Source organism: Clostridium sp. JS66 (assembly GCF_033561535.1).
Taxonomy (GTDB): Bacteria; Bacillota; Clostridia; order Clostridiales; family Clostridiaceae; genus Clostridium_AM; species Clostridium_AM carboxidivorans.
The window spans coordinates 5,899,609-5,921,641 of sequence record NZ_CP131467.1; the positions used below are offsets into that span (position 1 = coordinate 5,899,609).

General features: G+C 30.0%; 13 protein-coding genes. 4 read left to right on the plus strand and 9 right to left on the minus strand.

Annotation, left to right across the window (positions count from 1 at the left end; genetic code table 11):
• Positions 1–95: 95 nt before the first annotated feature.
• A complete protein-coding gene (locus Q6H37_RS27390; protein WP_318738057.1) occupies positions 96–1,241 on the minus strand; it encodes a helix-turn-helix domain-containing protein in 1,146 nt (381 codons plus the stop codon).
• Between the two features lie 432 nt (positions 1,242–1,673).
• Here Q6H37_RS27390 and Q6H37_RS27395 point away from each other — a divergent pair, with 432 nt between their 5' ends.
• Positions 1,674–1,838 carry a zinc-ribbon domain-containing protein gene (locus Q6H37_RS27395; protein ID WP_318738059.1) on the plus strand — a complete coding sequence of 55 codons (165 nt, stop codon included), beginning with the start codon at positions 1,674–1,676 and terminating at the stop codon, positions 1,836–1,838.
• A 44-nt stretch (positions 1,839–1,882) separates the two neighbouring features.
• Here Q6H37_RS27395 and Q6H37_RS27400 read toward each other — a convergent pair whose 3' ends face one another.
• Positions 1,883–2,446, minus strand: a complete 564-nt coding sequence (locus Q6H37_RS27400) for an ECF transporter S component (protein ID WP_318738061.1) — start codon at positions 2,444–2,446, stop codon at positions 1,883–1,885.
• Between the two features lie 236 nt (positions 2,447–2,682).
• Between Q6H37_RS27400 and Q6H37_RS27405 the strand changes: the two genes are divergently transcribed.
• Positions 2,683–2,838, plus strand: a complete 156-nt coding sequence (locus Q6H37_RS27405) for a DUF5670 family protein (protein WP_007061815.1) — start codon at positions 2,683–2,685, stop codon at positions 2,836–2,838.
• A 126-nt stretch (positions 2,839–2,964) separates the two neighbouring features.
• Entirely contained in the window at positions 2,965–3,945 is a 981-nt protein-coding gene (locus Q6H37_RS27410) for a phosphatase PAP2 family protein (protein WP_318738063.1), read from the plus strand.
• A 72-nt stretch (positions 3,946–4,017) separates the two neighbouring features.
• Here Q6H37_RS27410 and Q6H37_RS27415 read toward each other — a convergent pair whose 3' ends face one another.
• Positions 4,018–5,610, minus strand: a complete 1,593-nt coding sequence (locus Q6H37_RS27415; protein WP_318738064.1) for a peptide chain release factor 3 — start codon at positions 5,608–5,610, stop codon at positions 4,018–4,020.
• Positions 5,611–5,879: 269 nt separating this feature from the next.
• Between Q6H37_RS27415 and yidA the strand changes: the two genes are divergently transcribed.
• Entirely contained in the window at positions 5,880–6,695 is an 816-nt protein-coding gene (gene yidA / locus Q6H37_RS27420; RefSeq protein WP_318738066.1) for a sugar-phosphatase, read from the plus strand.
• 70 nt (positions 6,696–6,765) lie between these two features.
• Here the strand turns inward: yidA and clcA are convergent, their stop codons facing one another.
• From clcA to Q6H37_RS27450, 6 genes are all read right to left on the minus strand, one after another.
• A complete protein-coding gene (gene clcA, locus Q6H37_RS27425) occupies positions 6,766–8,328 on the minus strand; it encodes a H(+)/Cl(-) exchange transporter ClcA (RefSeq protein ID WP_318738068.1) in 1,563 nt (520 codons plus the stop codon).
• 85 nt (positions 8,329–8,413) lie between these two features.
• Complete coding sequence (trpS, locus tag Q6H37_RS27430; RefSeq protein ID WP_318738069.1) at positions 8,414–9,421, minus strand: tryptophan--tRNA ligase; 1,008 nt, start codon at positions 9,419–9,421, stop codon at positions 8,414–8,416.
• Positions 9,422–9,777: 356 nt separating this feature from the next.
• Entirely contained in the window at positions 9,778–10,152 is a 375-nt protein-coding gene (locus Q6H37_RS27435; RefSeq protein WP_318738072.1) for a desulfoferrodoxin, read from the minus strand.
• A gap of 326 nt (positions 10,153–10,478) precedes the next feature.
• Positions 10,479–19,124, minus strand: a complete 8,646-nt coding sequence (locus Q6H37_RS27440; protein WP_318738074.1) for a GH36-type glycosyl hydrolase domain-containing protein — start codon at positions 19,122–19,124, stop codon at positions 10,479–10,481.
• A gap of 126 nt (positions 19,125–19,250) precedes the next feature.
• The gene (gene lysA, locus Q6H37_RS27445; RefSeq protein ID WP_318738076.1) at positions 19,251–20,549 is read right to left on the minus strand and encodes a diaminopimelate decarboxylase; all 1,299 of its coding nucleotides are present in this window, start codon (positions 20,547–20,549) and stop codon (positions 19,251–19,253) included.
• 109 nt (positions 20,550–20,658) lie between these two features.
• Positions 20,659–21,960, minus strand: coding sequence for a M18 family aminopeptidase (locus Q6H37_RS27450; RefSeq protein WP_318738078.1), 1,302 nt, complete (start codon positions 21,958–21,960; stop codon positions 20,659–20,661).
• Positions 21,961–22,033: the final 73 nt, after the last annotated feature.

Sequence of the window (22,033 nt, forward strand, 5' to 3'; positions counted from 1 at the left end):
AGAATATTTTTTCAACGTTATTTGGAATAACTTTGAAAAAATTCTGAAATACTTAACCTGCTTATAGCTTATATTAAATGTATTTTGTGAAATAATCATTTAAACTTTTTTATACCGGGATATATAACTTTAAATTCACCATCTTTAATAACATTGATAAAACTTACTCTACCCTTATTTTTAAAAGCTTTCTGCATTCTATTAAAACCTGTTCCATTTTTTATAAACCTTCCTTTTTTGTCTAATGCAATTATTTTTTCATATATCCACATATTTCTTCTCATGTAATTAATAGAATTTTTATTTGTTTCCTTCACTAATATTCCAGGACTAGTTATAACAATACTATTAAAATCCACTATTACTTCTATTTCTTTATAATACATTGTATAATCCCTATACAAAACAGCATTTCTTATTCCTTCATATATTGACTCTATAGGATATGTTTTAGGCAATATTTTCTGTAAAAATTCTTCACTTTCATCCAACATAGAAAGGAGATCCCCTTGAATTATTATAGTTTTACCTAAATTTTTGCTGGTTCTATTAATTATTTTTATCATATTATGTGATATATATACATTATTTTTTTTAGAAAAAATTAGAATTCCTCCTATGGTGGCCATGTGCTTTCCTGAATCCTTATCCATATGTATAATAGACGCATTCTCCATAAGTTCTACCCTATTTTCATCATTTACTTTTATTCCTTGAGAAAAAAAATATCTATCCACTATTTCAGTATCTATACACTTTAAATCACTATGGGGTATTGGAAATAATTCAATATTCAAACTTAAGTTTTCCTGAAGTGATGAAATTATTTCTTGTTTTCTCATAGTATCATTGGTAGAACCCCTTCTTATATAAAAGGCTCCATTATCCTTAATTTGATAAGGTTTTTGAGGTCCATCATATATATTTATAATGGCTACTTTCTTACCTTCGTACTCTATAAATTCCAATGATACAGGTATAGGTGGTTCAATTCTTGAACTCACAATTTGCTGTATTTTTTCTTCACTAAAATTAACATCATCAATTCCTAACACTTTTTTAGTCTTATCTTCTATTCCTATTATTAAATAACCTCTTCCACCTCTGGAATTAGCTATAGCACATATATCCTTTGCTAACTCTTTTCTACCACTATCAGTTTCTATCTCTATAGACTGTTTAAAGTCTAATTTAGTACCTTCTGATTTTTTAAGCAAGTTTAAAAATTTCTTTCTATCCATATTAAAACCCTCAAATTCATTATATAAATATTTATATTCAAAAATTCAGTAAATATTTTAATAGATTTATTATACATCACTTATATAAAGATTGTTTAGCCATATTAATAAAAATTTACAACACATTTTACTACATAATCTATTTGCCGCATAAATCAGTTTTTATAGCGAATTTTTACCTCAAAATCAAAATATCATCTGGCAGCGAAAAACCAAGTTATACATAGCTTGGCAAAGATAATGCAGAGTAATGGTAAAAATAAAATTCAAATATTGTTTTTTTTTTACAATATGCTATAATATATGTATAGAGTGTAAATTCTATCATTTTTATAAATAGGTTAATTTTTCCAGGTATTCTATTCTCCTTTTCTTCATAGGAGGTAAGTTATCCAAGAAAATTAGTCCTATGATTTTAAGGAGGTTTTTTTAATGGCAGATAAGACTATCGTATGTAAAGACTGCGGAAAAGATTTTGTATTTACTGAAGGAGAACAAGAATTTTACAAAGAAAAAGGATTTGAAAATGATCCTGTAAGATGTCCTGATTGTAGAAGAAAAAGAAAAGCAGAAAAAAATAGAATGAGAAATAGCTAGTTAAAAACTATTTAAAAAAAAGAGGTTTTAAAACCTCTTTTTTATTATTTCTTTACAACATTAGCCTTTTTTAATACTTTTCCTAAAGGTAGTGCTAAAGCCATCCCCGCTACAACTTGAGCTATATTTCCAGGAATTTCAGCTGCTGATAAAACAAAAGCTTGTGCAAATGCTATTTTAGTTACAAAATGCATTATCATAGCTCCAGCTAAATAATATGCACCTATCATCCATATTCCACCTAAAATAAATGCAAATACATTATTAAAAATGTTATTACCATCGTAATCTTTTCTATAAGCTATTGTAGCCGCTATATATGCCATAACCCCTTTTATTACAAAAGTGAAAGGAGCCCATATAGCATAAGGTGAAAATAAGTCAAATATACACATTCCTATTGCTGCTGATAGAAAGCCTTTTTTCTTTCCTAAAAGTATAGCAGCTAAAAATACCATGCTATCACCAAGATGAACTACTCCTTTAATAATTACACCACTAGGTATATTAATTACAGCTGTAGCAATATATGTGATAGCTGCCATTAATGATATTTGAACTATATCATTGATTTTTAGTTGACTACCAGCCAGATTTTTATTTTCCATTTCTAACTACACTCCTTACTCAAAAATTATTTATAATCATTATATTAACATTTTTCCTAATTGCAAAATGTATGGGTACACTCATTGAAAATTACAGAAAATTCAAACTAAAATTACCATAATAATTTTTTATGATAATGCTAACACTAATATTATTGTGTATATTAATCTAAGTTTATTTGAAATTTTTTTTATTTTCTATAATACTAAATTGTTTTTTACAGGAGGTAACATATATGATATTTTTACGCTGGTTAGGTGGTTTTATTATATTATTCTGGATAATAGGCTTAATCTTTAAAATAGGTGGAGGATTTATAAATCTTCTTTTACTATTTACTGCTTTAGTCTTTGTTATTGATGCTCTATTAGGTAAAAAGAAGGGAATATGATATTTTTTTTACTCTGGTTCCAAATTAGACTGTTGGAATCAGAGCTTTTTTGTTTATTTTGATATGTACTTAATAATACAGTCATGTTATAATTTATTTTGTGTGAGAAGGGGGTAAAAAAAAGTTATGTTAAACTTCAATATTAAAAGTACTTCAGGAACAGCACGCAATCTGATTTCTAAAGCACTTGACTTGTTAAATAGATATTACTTTATACTTATAGGTTTGTACCTTTTAAAAAGAGCTGTAGGTGTTGCACTACATTCTAATTCTGGCGTAGATTATAAAACGTATCTTTTTCTACTAGCTTTTGCCAGCTTTACAGCATATTCTGATATGAGAAAAGATGTTAAATGGATTCCATTCCTAGTACTATGCATACCTTTTCTGATGTTTATATCCTACATAAATGTTCACGGATATGAATTCTGGGGAAAAATGTTAAGTTGGCAAATAAGTAGAAATATCGTTGTTGATTTAAACCCTATATTCAGTAAAATACCTTTTAATGATGCTGGTTTTGCAAGAGTGTACATGCCTGAAACTCTTACTTGGATTTTAAGAATGGTTTATAATAATGGCTTTGTTCTACCTGTTTTACTTCCTCTTTACAGAGCTGCCATATCTAAAGATTTTAAGAAAATGATTAGATATGCTTTAGGTGGACATGTTTTACAAGTATTTTTAATTACTCCATTTTATTTAACCTTCCATCTTCAAGAAGTTTGGTATGTACTTGGACATCCTGATGGACTAAATAGACATTTAAGTCCTCAAGCAGCTGCAGGTGTTGCTCTTAATTGTTTTCCATCCATGCATACATCTATAGCCTTTGCTATGTTTTTACTAGTTATAAGGGAAAAGAATAAACTATTCAAGTATTTGTGGGGATTCTTTTGTTTAAGCGTAATATTCTCTACAATGTACCTTGAAATACATTGGGTTATCGATGTTTTAGGTGGATTACTTCTTGCATATTTCAATATCAAATTAGTAGATTTTATATTGGACAAAGGTAAAGCAATAATATCAACACCTCTTACCTCTATATATTATAAAACTATTCATTCAACATACTTAACTGACTACAATTTTCGTTCATTATAGTCCAAAAATTAAAGACTTAAACTTTAATTGCATTTTAACAATTAAAGTTTAAGTCTTTTTTATTTATAACAATTATTCAGATTTTCCTATATCAGACAAAGTGAGTCCCTTATTATGTTCTAGAGCCCAATTTATAGCCCATTCACTTTGGAATATAAGTATGTTTCTATCCTTCAAATCTTTTACTAACTTTGTATCACTAGTTAGAACAAGCTTTTCAGGGTTTACTTCTGAACTTTCTATCCATCTTATATTTCTATAAGCAAGCATATCCATTTTAATATCTACATTATATTCGTTTTTCATTCTATATTCTAGAACTTCAAACTGTAATACACCAACTACTCCTACTATAATTTCCTCTATACCTATATGCAATTCTTTAAAAACTTGAATAGCACCTTCTTGGGAAATTTCTGTTATTCCCTTTATAAATTGCTTTCTCTTCATAGTATCTATAGTTTTTACTCTTGCAAAATGTTCTGGAGCAAATATTGGTATTCCTTCAAATTTAAACTTTTTAGGACTTGAACATAGAGTATCTCCTATTCTAAAAATACCTGGATCAAATACTCCAATTATATCTCCAGCATAAGCTTCTTCTACTATTTCTCTATCTTGCGCTAAAAATTGCTGTGGTTGCGCTAGCTTTATCTTATTTTTTCCTTGGACATGGAAAACTTCCATTCCCTTTTTAAATTTTCCTGAACATATTCTCATAAAGGCAATTCTATCTCTATGAGCAGGGTTCATATTGGCTTGTATTTTAAATATAAAGGATGAAAAATTTTCCTCAAATACATCCACTTCCCCTTGATCAGATTCTCTGGATAATGGTGCAGTTGTAAGCTGTAAAAATTCTTTTAAAAATGGCTCTACTCCAAAGTTTGTGAGAGCACTTCCAAAAAACACAGGTGTTAGATTTCCTTCTCTAACCTTGTTTAAATCAAATTCATCACCAGCAATGTCCAATAGTTCTATATCTTCTTTTAGCTTTTCATGAAGAGCCTCTCCAAGTAAGTCTTTAAACACATTGTCATCTACATTACCTTCCATTGCCTCTACTTGGGTCTGACCATGATTTCCTCCACCAAAAACCTCTATAAGTTTTTTATTTCTGTCATAAACTCCCCTAAAATCTGCACCTGATCCAATTGGCCAATTCATAGGATAAGACTTGATTCCTAATACTTGTTCTATGTCCTCCATTAGTTCAAAAGGATCTTTGCTTTCCCTATCCATTTTATTTACAAATGTAAATATAGGTATTCCCCTAAGGCTGCATACATGAAATAACTTTTTAGTTTGTTCCTCAACTCCTTTTGCAGAGTCAATTACCATTACCGCGCTGTCTGCTGCCATTAATGTTCTATATGTATCTTCACTGAAGTCTTGATGTCCTGGTGTATCCAATATATTTATACAGTAATCATCATAGTTAAATTGCATAACCGAAGATGTAACTGAAATACCTCTTTGCTTTTCTATTTCCATCCAGTCAGATACTGCATGTTTTGAAGCTTTTCTTGCTTTAACCGAACCTGCTAATCTGATTGCTCCTCCATACAACAATAATTTTTCAGTAAGTGTTGTTTTTCCGGCATCCGGGTGGGATATTATGGCAAAGGTTCTTCTTCTTTCAATCTCTTTAGTTAAATCTGCCACACTTCTCTCTCCTCTTTATTTTTTTGCTTTCAACAATGATTTTAACTTTATTATGAACCAATGTCAACTTAACTTATTATAGATTTAATTAACTGCATACAATATAAAATATTTAAAAATTACTAAAAGAAGTTGTTATATATGGTAAACGTTTAATTTTTGTATAAACCTTTCTTCACAGCTAAATATTCTATTTACTCTGGATTTCTTTTAACTATACAAATGTTATAATAATCATGTTAATAAAACTATAATTTTGGAGGTTAGAAATGTACAAGTTATTAGCTCTTGATATGGATGGTACTTTATTAAATGAAAATAAAACTATATCTAAAGAAAACTTTCAAGCTATTCAAAATGCTAAAAAAAGAGGAGTTAAAGTAGTCTTAGCCACTGGAAGACCTTTAAAGGGTATAGAAAAATATTTAAATCAATTGAATTTAATCACTGAAAATGACTATGCTGTTGCTTTTAATGGTGCTGTAATTCAAAATACTAAAACTGGTAAAATTTTATCAAAAACTTTAATGACAATGGATGATGTTAAATGTCTATACAGTTTAAGCAAAAAGTTAAATGTTAATATTCATATATCTACTCCTACGTCTTGCATAACACCTAAACTCAATAAATATACTGAGCATGAAGCTGCTATAAATGGACTTGATATTGAATTATTAAACTTTGACGATGTAAATCCAAATACAACTGTAATAAAAGTAATGTTTATAGATGATGAAACTTTATTGGACAATGCTATTAAACAGCTTCCTGATGAAGTTTATAGCAAATATACTGTAGTAAGAAGTGCTCCTTTTTTCCTTGAGTTTATAAATAACTCTGCCAATAAAGGTATTGGCGTTGACATATTAGCCAAAAATCTAGGCATAAAAAGAGAAGAAGTAATATGTATGGGTGATGCTGGCAATGATATCCATATGATAAAATATGCTGGTCTTGGAGTAGCTATGGGTAATGCTTTTCCTGAAATTAAGGAAATTGCAGACTATGTGACAAAAACTAATGAAGAAAATGGAGTAGCTCATGTAATAAACAAGTTTATATTAGAGGATAAAGTGTGCTAAATATAATAAAACAAAAATATGATTGATAGGAAAATATATCCATATCAATCATATTTTTTTATGAATTATTTCATTTCTCTGCTAATAGGCACAAATGCTCTTTTACATAATCAATGTCTTTTTCGTTTGCTAATACGACTAAATAATCTCCTACACAGATCGATGTATTTCCTTTTGGTATAGTTTCTTCTGCACCTCTTTTAACTGATACTAATAAACATTGATCCGGCCATTTAACTTCCTTTATCTTTTTACCATCCAGCGTTGATCCCATACAAACAGCTATTTCTATAATTTCTTTGTTTCCCTCTTCACCTTGAAATTCACTAATATTTTTATTTAAAAATTTTTTAAGCAATACCTCATATATTGGCTTTGATTTCATTATATCTGCAGTAACATATGCTGTTAAACATACTAAACTAAGTGAAAGCAAATGGGAAAATGACCCTGTCATTTCAGTAATTAAAACGCATCCTGTTATAGGTGATTTAACAGTTGCAGCAAAGTAGCCTGCCATACCTAGTATTATTAGATTATTTATATAGATTTGGTTAAATCCAAATAAAACCTTTATCAAATCACCATAGCTTATTCCTATTAACCCACCAATAACTAAAAGGGGAAGGAATATTCCACCTGGTGCTCCACATCCAAAACTTACCATAGTAAAGAAAAATTTCACTATTAACAATATTAATAATACCTTTAATGGAAAAGAATAATTTACAAGAGAACCTATTATCTCATGTCCTCCTCCTAAAACTTCCGGTAAAGTCAATCCAACTACTCCTGATATGATAAATGCTATTATAGGTCTTGCTTCTGGAGATAACCATTTCTGTTTAGCATATAGTTCCTGACTTTTAAATATACACTTATTAAAAGCTACACCAAATATACCTAAAACCATACCTAATATGATTATATAGAAATAATTATTTAGTGGTATGGGTTTTAAGTTTTTAAAATCAAATACCGGTTTTAATCCAAAAAAGTTTTTACAAACAAAATCTGAAGTTATAGATGCTGCTAATGCTGTTGTCATAACTATAGGCGAAAAATTTTTATGTACTTCCTCTAAAGCAAAAATTACACCTGCTAAAGGTGCATTAAATGCTGCAGCAAGACCTGCACTAGCCCCACTGGTTATAAGAAATTTTTCTTCTACTTTAATTCTTTTAAAAATCCTTCCAACGCCTTGTCCAACAGCTGCTCCCATTTGAACAGAAGGACCTTCTCTTCCTAAAGATAGTCCAGCACCTATACAAATAACACCTCCTAAAAATTTAGCTAGTATTACTTTCCACCAATTCATAGCAAGCTTCCCGGCCACTATTCCTTCAACTTGTGGTATACCACTTCCTGAAGCCATAGGTTCCTTTTTCATAATTATTCCTACAATCCATCCACCTATAACAAGAATTATTACCCAAATTGGAATTAAGAAAATGTTTTTTAATTGTAATGCATAAACATACTTGGCGAAACTAAGTGCTTTCTCCAATGCATATCTATAGCTTACAATTAATAATCCTGAAAAAAATCCTACTATTATTCCTTCTAAAATAATTTTTAATTTAAAATTATTCCACTTATATAAAATATTTTTAGTATTATTTATATTAGTCAATTTCAACCTCCCAACCATGAAATTAAAAAGATGCATATTAAAACGCATCTTTTTTAGGTTATAAAATTATTTTACCACTTATTATCTACTTAGATACAGGAATAAAGCCAATTTTTTTCTGCATCTTTCTAAGCATTTTATTAGAAACATAATAAGCTTTTTCTGCACCTTTTTTATATATGCTTTGAAGATATTCCTTATCCTCTGTAAATTCTTTCACCTTTTTCTGTATAGGTTCTAATTCATTTACTATAGCTTCTGCTACATCATTTTTAAATTGAGCATAACCCTGACCTTCATATTTCTTTTCTATGTCTTCAATACTCATACCTGTAATAGCATTTAATATTGTAATTAAATTTTTGATACCTGGTTGATCATCTGTATATTTAACTACTCCTATACTGTCTGTAACACATCTGTTTATCTTTTTTCTTATAACTTCTGGCGGATCCATAATTAATATATAGCCATTAGGGTTATCTGAGGATTTTGACATCTTCTTAGTAGGTTCCTGTAAATCCATTATTTTTGCACCTAGCTTTGGTATATATCCCTCTGGTAATTTAAAGGTTGGGCTATATAAATTATTAAACCTTTGTGCAATATCTCTTGTAAGCTCAATGTGCTGAGTTTGATCCTTACCAACAGGAACTAAATCTGCATTATATAATAATATATCTGCTGCCATTAATACTGGATAGTTTAAAAGTCCTGCACCTATTGAATCTCCATATTTCTTTGATTTGTCTTTATATTGAGTCATTCTTCCTAATTCGCCAACGTATGTGGCACAACAAGTCAATAACCAGCTTGCTTCACTGTGTGTAGGTACATGTGACTGTATAAATATAGTATTTTTTTCAGGATCAATACCTGCTGCTAAATATATTGCTAACACTTCTAGTGTTCTTCTTCTCAAATCTTTTGGTTCCTGTCTTACAGTTATAGCATGAAGATCAACTACACAAAAGTAGCAATCATATTCATCTTGGAGTTTAACCCAATTTTTTAAAGCTCCTAAATAATTTCCTATAGTTAAATTTCCTGATGGTTGAATTCCACTAAATATTACTTTTTTATTTTCTTCCATTTTGATTACCTCCTAGTATGTTTATATAAAAAAGCCCTATGATTTTCATTAATCATAGGGCGTGTTAACACTGTGCCACCTAAATTCAAAAAGATAATAAATCTTTTCCTTGTTTAAGATACATACATATCCTGCCATTATAACGTATGGCTTACGTCAAAAGAGTACTTTAAATTCATCCCGATCCTCAAAGATCCATTCTGTTTAAGCATAATTACTGTAATCCCAGCCACCTACAGCTCTCTTCAAATCTGTTTTTAAACATACTTGCCTCTTATCAAAGGATTTTTACATATATAATTCTTTTAACTTATATTATTCCTTAAACATTAAATTGTCAATATATTATTTAAATTTTATTTTTTCCACAAACCGTGAACATTACAGTATTCTCTAGCAAATAAAATTTCTTCATCTACTTTAAATATAGCTTCTGGCTTTTCTCCTGGTTTTAAATATTTTCTATATACTTTATTTGCAGTATGAACCTCTATCCATTCAATATAATGATTTTCCAACATAGGATGTTCAACTTCCCCAACCTTTGCAACTATGCCATCTTGTAATTTTTCTATGACAGGTACATGTTTTTCAACTGCTGCATCCATAGTATTTTCTGAAAGAAGAGTCATAGGCTTTCCACAACACACTAAAGTTCCTCCTGCTTTATGGACAACCTCTACCATATTACCACAAATTTCACACTTATAAACTTGTCTAACATCTGTCATTGTTATTCCTCCTTAACATTCTATATTTACTAATAATAATTCAACATAATTTATTAAATTCCTTCTTATTTTTTAAATTTTCTTACTTTTCATTCTAACTTTTCATTAATATAACATATACTAGATTTCGCTGAGTGTTTATAGTTTGAAAAACAAGGATTTTTAAATACTCAACTTTCACACATACAATTTTGAGTTAATATAAGTACATTGCGACACAACTTACTAGTTTGGATTTTAACTTTTATGCAGTGATATATGATAAGTGTGTCACGGAGTAAAAGTTAAAATCCAAGCTTCAACTGCACCCTTGTGTCGCAATATTTTTAAATTACAACCCTTACCTTATGATTTCCATCTTTGAAAAATGGAATTATTTTATTATCTATTTTATTCTCATCTACCCATACTCCTTTTTCCTGACCTCTTTTTACTTCTATAGAGTACTTACAATTTTCTAAGTTATAATAAATATCATAGTTATCCCATTCATCAGGTATACATGGTTCTACAGTAAATCCATCACCTTTTCTAAACTTTAATCCAAGTATTCCTTCTATTCCTGTCCTATACATCCATCCAGCAGCACCAGTATACCAACTCCATCCACCTCTTCCTACATGAGGAGCCACAGCATAAACATCTGCTGTCATAACATAAGGTTCTACCTTATAAGTTTGACATTCTAAATATGATTCTGAATGATTTATTGGATTTATCATATTAAATAGTTTCCATGCCTTATTGTTATACCCCATTTTGGTTAAGGCTAATATTATCCATATAGATCCATGAGTATATTGGCCTCCATTTTCCCTTACTCCTGGCACATATCCTTTAATGTATCCAGGCTCTAAAGAAGACCTATCGAAAGCCGGTGTAAGCAATAAAGCTATGCCTTTATCCTCTTTTATTAGATTTTTCTCTAAAGCATTCATGGCCTCTTTTATTCTAGATTCTTTTCCAGCACCAGATATAACTGCCCATGATTGTGATAATGAGTCTATTTGACATTCATCATTTTTTATAGATCCCAAAGGAGTTCCATCATCAAAATATGCTCTCCTGTACCAGCTTCCATCCCAAGCATTTTTTTCAAGATTTTCTCTTATAAATTCCTTTAATTCATTATATCTGCTCACTTTTTCAAAATCAGATTTATATTCACATAAAGGAATAAACTTATCCAATATGCTATATAAGAACCATCCAAGCCATACACTTTCTCCTTTTCCCTTATTACCTACAGTACTCATACCATCATTCCAATCTCCAGATCCCATTAGAGGTATATTGTGAGGTCCAAAGTTTAATCCTTTTTCTATAGCTTTTATGCAATGCTCATAAATACTACCTTTTTTATGAGATATTTTAGCTATATTATATCTTTCATCCTCACCCTCCTTTAATGGTTCATCCTCTAAGTAACCAGCTTCTTCATCCAAAATGCTGTAATCTCCAGTATTCTGGATATAATCTGTAGTTACATAAGGGAGCCACAGCAGATCATCTGAGAATCTAGTTCTTATTCCACTATCCACTACAGGGTGCCACCAATGCTGTACATCACCTTCTAAGTATTGTTTAGAAGCACTATAAATTATATGTTCTCTAGGTATACTATTATCCACATAATTTACAGCCATTACATCCTGTAGCTGATCTCTAAATCCATAAGCTCCTCCTGATTGATAAAAAGCGGTTCTTGCCCAAAATCTACAAGATATAATCTGATACATAAGCCATCCATTTAACATTATATCCATAGACTTATCTGGAGTTCTAACCTGTATAGTATTAAGTAACTTATTCCAATATTCTTTAGCCTTATTTAATTCCTCTTCTGCTTTAAATTTATTGCTATATTTATCTATAACCTTTTCTACTTCCTCAAAATTTTCTCCTTGGCCCAATAAAATTAGAACACTTTTTTCTTCTTGGCTTTTTAAATCTATTTTTACATTTTCAGCTAAACAAGGATCAAAGCCTGCACCGACAGTATCTGATAATTTTTTTAATTTCATGGCTCTAGGTTCACTTATACTTCCGCCTCTTCCAATAAATTCCTTTCTGTTCCCTGTAAAAGAAATTTTTTTTCCTCCAAAAGTTTTTAGATAGCAAATAAGTGTTCCAAAGTGTTCACTATATGGATTTAAACTATAAACATATTCCTTTTCATTATTAAATTCCGTAAAAATATATTGGGAACTTTGTTCATGAGTTACACCTAAAACTAATTTTGCATAGTAGCTTATAGATAAATGTCTCTTTTCATTTGTGTTATTTTTAAGCTTTATACTGCACAACTTAACACTTTCATCCATATCTACAAACATAGCCATTTCCCCTATAATACCATGAGCTTCATGTTTAAAATTTGAATAACCAAAGCCATGCTCTATAATATACTCGCCATTATCTCTTATAGGCTTAGGTGATATGCTCCAAAAGCCACCTGTATTTTCATCTCTTACATATATTTGCTCAGCTTCTCCATCTATTACTGGATCATTTGACCAAGTAGTTAACTTATTTTCTCTGCTATTTTTGTTCCAGGTATAAGATATTCCACTTTCAGAAACATGAAAACCAAATTTTCCATTTGAAATTACATTTATCCATGGAGCAGGAGTGGTTTCCCAATTCTTAAGTACTATAATATAAGAATTATTTTCGTGATGAAATCCTCCTATGCCGTTAAAGTAATATAATTTAGGTATATCATACTCGTAATGGGTAAATACATATTCTTTAGGCTTAGTTAAAAGCATTTCTTCATCTTCTATAGTCTCCTCCTCATCAATTACCTGAGATATTAAAGATCCTTTATCTCCATCTATAACTAACCTAGATATAGCCATAAGTAAATTTATATCTTCTTCATTTATAGTAGCTTTACTATGCAAGAAAACTCCACCTGCTTTATTTTGCTTATCCCTTGCATGGCTGGAACATATTAAGTCTCTTATGGAATCCTGTAATGGTTGTGTATAGGAACTATTCTGCAAGTTCAATATAACCAAATCTACTTTTAATCCCTTTATACTCCAGTACTCATGAGCGTTTAATAATCTTCTAACCATATCTATATTCTTATCATCTCTCACTATCAACAATACTATAGGCAAATCACCTGATATTCCATAAGGCCATAAAGCTGACTGACCTTTACTTATATTCTTTATATACCCTTCTCTATCCTTAAAAAGTGTATTTAAAAATAAAATTTTGGATGCCATAAGCTGATAAATATTTGCTTGAGAAGATTTTATTCCTAGATACTTCATTTCAACCTGTATTCCAGTCCAGGATAGTTCAAATATTCTATTTACATTATGCATATCTTTATACTTTTTAGAAAGTTCAACAGCTTCTTCTCTAGATTCCGTAGTTGCTGTGGTAAATGCTACCTTACAAGTTTCACCTTTTTCTATTCTTACTCTTATTCTCATACTTATTATAGGATCTAATACTGCACCACAAGTCATCTTTAGCTGTACATCATTTCCCATGGCTTCAGGATTTGATAAATCTCTTCCTCTTCCTATAAAGTTAGCTCTACTAGTTTCATATTGAATGGAACCTATTGATTGACCTTCCAATGCAATAGTTTGCATAATCCAAGGTTGTTTTGAGCCTTGAGCTCTAGGCCTCCTATTGGCAATTATACATCCAGCCTCATCGACATATTCTGTTTTTATAAATAAGTTTCCAAAGGATGGATGAACCAAATCTGCATTGTATGGAGCTAATGTTACTTCACAATAACTAGTAATTTCAACTTCTCTACTATGTTCGCTTTGATTAGTTATAAAAATTTTTCTTACCTCAGCATTATCCTCATTGGAAACGGTAATATCGGTATGTGTTTTTATATTTCCATCCTTTCTTTCAAATTCAGCCTTATCCAGAGAAAATGTAACATTATATTCTTCTCCTTCAAGTTTACAAGGCTCATATGCAGCACTCCAATATTCATTGGAATTTAGATTTTTTATATAGAAAAACATCCCTGTGTTATCTGTTGTTACATCTTCTCTCCACCTATAAACAGTCATATCATCTTTTTTAGCATATCCAGAACCACTGTTAGTTATCATTAAAGAATAACTTCCATTAGACATAATATGTGTTTCTGGCATTTCAGTTTTTGCTGTAGTATATCTTCTAGTAACTAAATTTTGTTTTTCTGTTATTGCATCTGCACTCTCATACTGCTGTTCTCTATCATATACAACAGTTTTAGATTTTTTCTCTTGAAGAAGTAACTCTGTAGCCTTTACCCTTGGTATTTTATGGAACCTCTCTTGAAGTACATTATTGTTTAATACATTGTCTAGTGACATTAAACTCATACCTTCATGATGTACCATAAAACATTTAACTATAGCTTCTCTCTTTCCTTTAGGCAGTCTTTCTCTAGTATAATCTATAGCTTCATAAAAGCCATATAAACCTTCCATGCCTATATCAATAAGTTTCTTTATATTATTAAAAGCATCCTTTAAATTAATCTGCAATGCCATGATTGTAGAATATGGTGATATTACCAAATCACTCATAAGTCCTCTTTTAAGTCCTATGCCAGGTACTCCGAAAGCTTTATATTGATAATTTAAAGCTACATCAAAATTGTAAAAGGCAGATTCAGATATTCCCCAAGGCACTCTTCTCTCCTTACCATACCTCTCCTGACCTTCCACTACAGCTCTATAAGTTTCATATAATAAAGTATCAGGATAAGGCTTCATAATTATAAGCGGCATCAAGTATTCAAACATAGTTCCTGTCCATGATACAAGTCCTTTGTCTTTGCCAATTATAGTCAAAGCTCTTCCTAACTTGAACCAATGTCCTTGTTCTATATCTCCTTTAGCTATAGATATAAAACTAGCCTGCCTTGCCTCTGATGCTAATAAGTCATAATAGCAATTACTTATATTATCTTTTTCAATATCATAACCTATAGAAAAAAGCTGTCTTTTTTCATCATATAACATTCTAAAATCTGTATTCTCGGAAATACTATTCAATCTTTCCTTTAAACCTTTTAGCTTTTTTATAACATTCTTTATTTCATTACTGCCAGCTTCCAACATAGAATTCATTTGTTTTATCCACTGCTGATCATTTTGTAATTTTGGTAAAAGTTTATTAAGTTTATATTGAATAAACTCTATTTCTTTAGGTAAATTTTGAATTGGAGTTTTTTCAACCAAATCTATTAATCTCTGTTCTAAAAACTCCACTTTTTCTGGCATTTTTACTAACATATCAACCCAAGGAAAAAAAGTTTCTATTTCTTTTAAACTTTTACTTATACTGTGCTTTAATTTATTATTCCAATATAAATTAGCACAACCATTAACTTTTTCTATTTCTATAGACTTATCTCTAATTTTACATAATGTATTTTTCCATGATACTATATTAAAATCTTTATTATTGAATTCATGTATTAAATCCATATAAAAGTTTTCTGCATTTATAGAATGCTTTATCTCCTGATTAGCAAGTTTTAAATTATCATTAAATGCTGATAGTACATGCTTTCTTATTGCAAAATTTGACATATATTCATTTATAGATTCATCAGCAAGCCATATATATCCTATTAAATTACCACTATCTACAGTTGATATATACTTAGGATGAAGAGGATTTTTAGTTTTAGTATTATACCAATTATAAAAATGTCCTTTAAACTTTTCCAAGGATTCCATGTTAGATACTATCTTATCCATCCTCTGTTGAAATTCAAGTATGCCAATGTAACCTAAATCATATGCTACTATATTTGATGTCAGTCCCATTCCTATATTAGTAGGTGAAGTCCTATAAGCTACACCATTACTAGGGTCCTCTTGATAATTATCTGGTGCTAACCAGTTGTTTTCATCATTAACAAAGTCCTCAAAATATGACCAAGTTTCCCTAGTAAGTCTTCTTAACACTTCCTCCTGTTCATCTGTTAATTGTCTTTTTTCTTTTCTTATTTCCTTGCTTACACTGTAAGCTATCCATGGACTAGTAAACCAAATAACAGCTGAAGGCATTATTAGCATTCCTGAATCCAAAGAATTTTGAAAAGCTATAAATAATGTAATAGCACTTATAGCACTTCCTATCCACATAAACTTTATAAAATCTGTAAGTTTCCTGCCTGAATTTACTTCTGCATCCTCAGCAGTCTGCCATTGAAGAAGGTGTTTCTTGCTTATAGCAAGCCTATATAAAGTTCTAATTATAGCATCTAGCATTAAATATGCTTGATATGGCAAAAAACAGAATATAAGAAATACTTGTTCTAAAATATTTTTTCCATTAGCAAGCTTTCCAGAAAGTCCTATTCCTTTAATAGGTGAAATTACAGTTTCAGATACATCAAAAAATATCGGACATAAAAGAGAAATAAATGCTACAGCAAGCCACTTATCTGGATTTCTAAACATTAAAAGTGCTGCAATAACAAGTGTCATTATAGATGGCGCCAAAAGACTTCTTCTTAAATTATCAAATATCTTCCATCTAGATAATGTATTTAAGGGACTTTTCTTAAATAACCAGGGTATAAGCTGCCAATCTCCTCTCGTCCACCTATGTACCCTTTTACAACTGGCATTATAATATGCAGGATATCCATCTATAAGTTCTATGTCTGTAACTAATGCTGCTCTTATATATGATCCTTCTAACAAATCATGACTTAATACTAAATTTTCAGGAATTTCATTGCTAAGTACACTATTAAAAGTATCAACATCATATATACCTTTTCCCGTAAATATTCCTTCATCAAATAAATCTTCATATACATCAGAAACAGCAGTAGTATACATATCTATACCTGCTTCTCCTGAAAATATTTTTGAAAATATAGTTTTATTTGCGCTTTCAGTACCAACTCCTACTCTAGGCTGCATAAGTCCATGACCTCTTAATACTACTTTGTTTTTTAAATCTATATAGGGTCTATTTAAAATATGGTACATAGCTCCTATTAGCCTTTTTGCACTATCTCTAGGCAATTGAGTATCGGCATCTAATGTTATTACATATTTAATATTATATAAATTCTCTATATTTCCACTTATAACATCATAACTTGTATTTTTATCTCCTCTTATTAATTTATTAAATTCTACTAATTTACCACGTTTTCTTTCCCAACCTAGCCAAGTTCCTTCCTTTTCATTGTGCTGTCTATACCTGTTAAAAAAATAAAATATATCTTTTTCATCTTTGCTATACTTCCTGTTTAAATCTTTTATTAAATTTAAAGCAGTATTAATTATATCTTTATCTGCATTTTCTTCTTTCTGTAGGCCATCTTTAAAATCACCCAGCAATCCAAAGTACACATTTTGTTCCTTGTTTGCTAAATAATATACTTCCATATCATCTATTAGTTCCTTTACTCTTTTTTCACTATTTAGCAACGTAGGAATAACTACTATTGTACTGGCTTCTACAGGTACACCTTTTCTGAACTCAATTTTAGGAATAAATCTAGGCTGTACTAACTTACATATACTCCAATTAAGTGTTGATACAACAATTTCGCTGCAAGGAATTAAAATTAAAACCGATGCCAAAACGTATTGCCATAAAACAGGATTAGTGTCATTGTAATAACCTAAAATCAATATTAAACTCATAACTATAACTGTACCGATTACTATACTTCCTATATATGAAATAACGTTGTTTCTTATAAATTTGCCTTTTACACTATGTAAACCTCTTTCATTAAATGACATCTTATTTTTTAAAGTTTTAATTCCATTATCAATTATGTAATACCCTACATGTTTTTCATATTCTTTTGAATCATTATTATCATTTGCAGCTAAAGAACATTCTATTGCTCTTTTAGCTATAAGGGACTCAGGTACATTCATATGTTTTGCTAGCTTTTCCACACTATGCCTATAATAATCTCTAGACTCAAAATCCATATTCTCATAAATTTTAGAAGGATCTTTTCTTAAGATATTTTCAACATAACTTAATTTTTCAAAGCTTTCTTTCCAATTTAAGGCTCCTACTTCTCTTATACCTGTTATAGAATTTCCTATAGAAATTTGATAACCAGATTGTTTTTGATGTTCCACATTTACTACTTTTTCCATGTCAGTTTCTTCATTGTCTAATTTTTCATCAATCCACTTATATATAATTCTGTTTTCTATTTCATTATCTCTTAATATCTTCAAAATTCTTTCTACTATGTGTGATGTAAATGATATATCTTCTAAATAAAGCTTTTTAATTTCTTCTTCTAATCTATCATTATTAACTGCATCTATAAGTCTTTCTGCTATTAACTCTCCTTTTCTTCTTTCCTTCTGTGCAAAAACAATTCTTTCAATTATTTTACTTATGTTTTGAATAAGAGCTATCCTAATCATTATAGGTAATGCCCAAAGTTCTCCACTGGTGAGTATAGAATTTTTTTGATATGAATTAATAAAAGTTTCTATAGTTTCTTCATCAACTGATCCATCAGTATGAGAAACTAATTCTATAGCTACATAGTAAATTCTAGGATAATCCTTCATTATTCCTTTAGTCATGACTGGCAGGTTCTTATAGTATTCTTCAGGCATATTAGTTTTTATGTCAGCATATTCTCTTTGTATTAAATAAAGATTATCCAAAAGCCATTCTGCCGCCTGTATTACTTCTCTATTATTTTTAACTTCCTTATCTATGTAGTCATACCCCTTTAATATTTTCTTATAACTAATATCTAAACTTTTTATAAGCCTCTTTCTATAATTATTTTTTTTTATAACTGATGAATAGTTTGATATTTCTATCGCATGCTTTTGTAGTTCTTCTTTATTGGCATTTATGGTAGGAACATCATCCATTATGTTATTTTCATCTTTTCTATTTTTATTAAATAATGCATAAGTACCAATAATTAATAAAATGGCTGCTAAAGCAGCTATTGTGTAATAAAGCATAAAAATCATCCTTTCGTCTAAAAAGAATTGGTGCAATGCTTATTATCCCCATGAAGTCATAAATTATGAATTTCAGTAAAAAAACATGCTGTGAAAAATTAAATTTTTCACAGCATGTTTTTATTTTTATAACAATACTTCATTTTCTAATATTTGATCAAAGTTTTGCCTTCTACATATTACCTTTGCTTCTTCATCTTTGACCAAAACCACTGCTGGTTTTGGTATCTTATTATAATTATTAGACATAGAATATCCATAGGCTCCTGTATTTAATACCACCATAATATCTCCAACTTTAGCTTCAGGAATCTCTATACCATTTAATAAAATATCCCCAGATTCACAACATTTACCTGCTACACTTACTCTTTCTGTAAATTCACTTTTTACTTTATCAGCTACCACACATTCATACTCCGCATTATAAAGTGCTGGCCTTATATTATCTGTCATTCCTCCGTCCACTGATATATACTTTCTTATGCCTGGTATTTCCTTTATTGAACCTACTGTATAAAGAGTACTACCTGCATTACCTATAATAGATCTTCCTGGTTCTATAACAAGCTTTGGAAGCTTTATTCCAAGTTCCTTTCCCACACTTTCCGCTTTGCTTAATATAATTTCACAAAAATCTTCTATCTTTTGAGGAGTATCACCTTCCTTATAATAAATGCCAAACCCTCCTCCTAAATCCAACTCCGTTAGCTCATAGCCCATTTCATCTTTAATATTTTTTACAATGGAAAGCATTATTTCAACTTCATCTTCATAAGGTTTGATATCAAATATTTGAGATCCTATATGACAATGCAATCCCTTTAATTCTATATTAGAAAGTTCTATTGATTTTTTTACTGCATTCATAGTATTATGTTCCAACATTGTAAAACCAAATTTTGAATCTATTTGTCCTGTTTTTATATAATCATGAGTATGTGCCTCTATACCCGGAGTTATTCTTAAAAGTATCGATTGAACCTTGTTCTTTTCTTTAGCTACTGCATTTATTTTATCTATTTCATCAAAATTATCAACTACAAACCTTTCAACACCTAAATTTATTCCCATTTCTATTTCTTCTAAAGTTTTATTATTTCCATGAAAATATACTTTTTCCATAGGGAAGCCGCTTTTAAGCGCAGTATAAAGTTCTCCTCCAGAAACTACATCAAGATACAAACCTTCACTATTTATAATCTGACACATTGCTAAAGTCAAAAAAGCTTTTCCTGCATAAGCTACTCTATTTCCACCCTGTTCCACATTAAAAGCTTTATAATATCTTTTACATTGTTCTGTCACTAAGGCTTCATCAATAACATAAAGAGGAGTTCCAAATTTTCTTGCTAAATCTATTGTACTAATTTTTCCTATATAAAGAGTATTATTTTTAATTTCCATGCTCCCAAATAGTTTCATAAGCATTTCCTCCATAAAATATTTTTAAGCTGCAAAAGTTGCGTTAATCATTTTTAAAGTTCCCATATGAACAACATAAATATTCATGTTTTTAAGCTATTTTCACACTTTAAAGTGTATAAAATTCCTCAAAGGATTTAGTTGCATACATATAATCCTTCACGCCAGCTAATTCTCTTACTGAATGCATAGAAAGAATAGCAAGCCCCATATCTACAGAATTTATATTTACATGACTTGAGGATATAGGTCCAATAGTGGAACCACCCTTTTCATCCGAACGATTTACAAAAATTTGAACTGGTACTTCTGCTCTTGAACATATATTTTTATATACAGCAGAAGATACAGCATCAGATGTATAGCTTTGACTAGCACTTGATTTTATTATTGGTCCCTTATTAATTATAGGCCTATTTGCAGGGTCACTTTTCTCAGCATAATTTGGATGTAGTGCATGCCCTAAGTCACAAGATATTATAAAGGATTTTGCCAAAGCCCTATAATAGTCCTCTCTACTTTTTAGAAGGCTTAAAGCTATTCTCTCCAATATAATGGAAAGCATAGGTGAATCTGCTCCCTGCTTTGTAGTGCTGCCAACTTCTTCATTGTCAAAACATATCATAATATTAGTGCTATCTCCAACCTCTGTATTTACTAAAGCTTTTATTCCCGAATGTACCATAATTAAATCATCTAATCTTGCACTAGATATAAATTCATCATTAAGACCCATTATACAGCCTTTTGCAGTATCATATAAAAATAAATCAAAATCCAATATATCTTCTTCTTTAACTCCAAGTTCTTGAGATATGACTTTTATGAGATATTTTTCTTTTTCAAATTTTTCATTTACCATAGAAAGTAATGGAAGTATATCCTTCTGCCTATTTAATTCTATACCTGAATTTATATTTCTGTTCATATGTATGGCAAGGTTTGGTATTATCAATATAGGCTTTTTTATATTTAAAAGTCTTTCTTCAGGATAAAATGGATTTTTGCTTTTAATGGCTACTCTTCCAGCTAAAGATAAAGGTCTATCAAGCCAAGTATTAATAATAGGTCCTCCATAAACCTCTGTATTTAATTTTACATATTCACCCTCTACCTCTATATCAGCATTAGGTTTTATCTTAAATCCAGGCGAATCTGTATGGGCACCTATTATTTTAAATCCATCCTTCTCTAATTCACCTTTACCTACTACAAATGCAGTTAATGCAGAGTTATTTTTCTGTACAAAATACTTTCCACCCTTTTTTAAGCTCCAGCTGTCTTCTTCTTTTAGTTCAATAAATCCATAATTTGAAAGCAATTTTTTTAGATTATGAACTACATGAAAAGCCGTTGGACTTTCATATATAAAATCTATAAGCTCCTGTGATTTTTTTAATTCTTCATTCATGTTTATTCCTCCAATTTATATCTGCATACTAAAGTTTTTGTATTCATTTATAAGTATAACTGAATTTAGTACT